Origin of the sequence: Bacillus sp. AP50, from assembly GCF_040492675.1 — a bacterium.
GTDB classification, from domain to species: domain Bacteria; phylum Bacillota; class Bacilli; order Bacillales; family Bacillaceae_G; genus Bacillus_A; species Bacillus_A cereus.
The window spans coordinates 1-2,422 of sequence record NZ_JBEUTW010000548.1 but is presented as its reverse complement, the minus strand read 5'-3'; the positions used below and the strand labels follow the sequence as shown (position 1 = coordinate 2,422).

The window sequence follows — 2,422 nt, the reverse complement described above, 5'->3', positions numbered from 1 at the left end:
ATAGTAATATGTTATATAATTTATTTTAGGAGGTGAAGGAAAATGAATGATTCTACATTATGCCCTCGCTTTGAAAAAGGAATGAAATTTTTTAGTCAACGATGGACAGCACTAATTATTTACCAACTTTTTTCTGGATCTCAGCGCTTTTGTACACTTGAATCTTCTCTTCCTGTTAGCGGAAGATTACTTTCAGAAAGATTGAAAGAATTAGAACTAGAAGGAATTGTCGAACGTAAAGTCTTTCCTGAGACACCAGTTCGTATAGAATATTCTTTAACTCAAAAAGGATTTGCTTTAGAAGCTATTATTCGCGGAATAGAAGAATGGTCACAGGAATGGATAGAACTTGAGGAATAACATAAAAGCTTTTTCGTATATAGTTTTAAGTAATCAAATTACAGATACCTATTATTAAAACGCTAATTTTTCAAGCATTTATGAAAAGCTAGCGTTTTTTAATAAATAAAATGTAAGAAATAAAGCAAGGTGATCAAAACGATCACCTTGTTCCCTTACAGATTAAAATAGTGTTTTAAAATCTTTTATTCATACATACTCGATTAATAAAAAAAACGAATAAGCTTTTTTATTAATAAACAGTTTTATTTTTACAATACAGTTAGCTTCCCCTGTTATTTGCGGACAGTAAGACCACCACTGATTAAATTTCTATTTTATTACATTCGAATATTACTTATGAAATTTCACACGCTCTTCAAGTGGTTGGAATTCTTTTTCACCTGGTGCAGCTGTTGGATTACCAAATGGCATTTGTGCAATTAGTTTCCAATTAGCAGGGACATTCCATTCTTGTTTTACCTCATCGTCAATTAATGGATTATAATGTTGTAATGATGCCCCTAATCCCTCTGCTTCTAAACCTGTCCACACGACTAATTGGTGCATACCTGATGCTTGGTGTGACCAAATTGGGAAGTTTTCAGCATATGCAGCAAATTTTTCTTGAAGCGATTTAACGATAGCCTCATCTTCAAAGAATAATACTGTTCCATAACCAGCTTTAAAAGAATCCATTTTTTGTTGCGTTCCTGAAAAGTCTCCATCTCCAACTACTTTTCTTAATGTTTCAGTGGTAATATCCCATAATTTATCATGAGCTTCACCAAATAATACAACTAATCGTGCAGTTTGAGAATTGAAAGCGGATGGAGTATATTTCACAGCAAACTCCACGATTTCTTTAATTTTTTCATCCGATACTTGTACCTCTTTATTAATCCCATAGTAAGTACGTCTTTCTTTCAGTGCAGTATAGAAATCTTTTGTCATAATTCCGTTCCTCCTAAGTTTTAATATTCTTCAAAATGATACATCTCGAAGATAGTATGCGTTTAAATGAGTTCATTTTTGAATCATTGAACTTCCTAGCACCCATTGCCAGTCATTCTAAATCTAAACACACTGCTTCCTTCAGTTTTCCTAAAAAAAGCCTTATAACATCATTCATAAAATCTAATCATCATTCGGTACTATTTTACCCATTCTCTATTCATGTATCCTGCTTGTTTCATATTTACACAAATATGAAATGTAGCTACTTTAATCACCAAATTTCACATTAATTTAGAGCATCTTCAATTACAGCAATTTCGCTCACTCGAACAAAACGATGCAATTTAAAGAACATTGCACAATTAAGTACTACCTGTAAAAGAACCCTCTTAGCCGACTATAAGAAAAAATAATAAAAAGCCAAAAACGAACAATAATATGTTCATTCTTGGCTTTTACTTAACCATCACATTTATTTTTACTATTGCTTCAAATGATTTTTAACTGCCCTTATTACCAATTCGTGATCTTCTTCTGGTGGTAATCCTGAAACTGTTATCATTCCAATAACCCCTACGTTTTTTATTCTGATAGGAAAACATCCACCAAACGCAGCGTATTCTGAAGTATCTAAAAGATATTTTTCATTATAGGAGACCCCAGTTATTTCACTTTGTATCTGCATATAATACGAGCTACGATCATGCAGGGAAACGACTCGTTTTTTACGCTCAATCCATTTCGTATTTTCCTCATTTGTCCCTGTCATCTTGAAATGAAATAATTGCACACCATTTTTCGTTATATCAACAGCAATCAATTTCCCCTCTCGCTTTGCTGTTTCAACGATAAATAAACCTAGTTGCAAGGCATCTTCATTTGTAAAAGAGGAAAATTGAAGTGTTTCCTCCTCTTTTAAAATTTGTTTACTTATTTCATTCAAATTTGAAGTACTCATATCTTTAACCTCCATAATTGTTTTATGCCACACCGACATTTTTTCGAAATTATTAGGCCATATAGTACAACCTTTCAATCACACTGATTCTAAATAAACTACTGTAACATCTTTGATAACTAGTAGTACCGTAAAGCTTGTTTTCTTCTTACTGGTGCTATTATGAAT

General features: G+C 32.5%; 3 protein-coding genes. 1 reads left to right on the top strand and 2 read right to left on the bottom strand.

The genetic code is table 11. The features are described 5' to 3' along the window. Nucleotides 1–42: 42 nt before the first annotated feature. Nucleotides 43–360 carry a winged helix-turn-helix transcriptional regulator gene (locus ABWK52_RS26330; protein WP_001000104.1) on the top strand — a complete coding sequence of 106 codons (318 nt, stop codon included), beginning with the start codon at nt 43–45 and terminating at the stop codon, nt 358–360. 333 nt (nt 361–693) lie between these two features. On the opposite strand, the gene ABWK52_RS26325 is transcribed toward ABWK52_RS26330, so the two are convergent. Continuing rightward, on the bottom strand, nt 694–1,293 hold the full coding sequence (locus ABWK52_RS26325; protein ID WP_000158938.1) for a nitroreductase family protein: 600 nt from the start codon (nt 1,291–1,293) through the stop codon (nt 694–696). A 484-nt stretch (nt 1,294–1,777) separates the two neighbouring features. Further along, complete coding sequence (locus ABWK52_RS26320) at nt 1,778–2,293, bottom strand: heme-degrading domain-containing protein (protein WP_139016290.1); 516 nt, start codon at nt 2,291–2,293, stop codon at nt 1,778–1,780. Between the last annotated feature and the right edge of the window lie 129 nt (nt 2,294–2,422).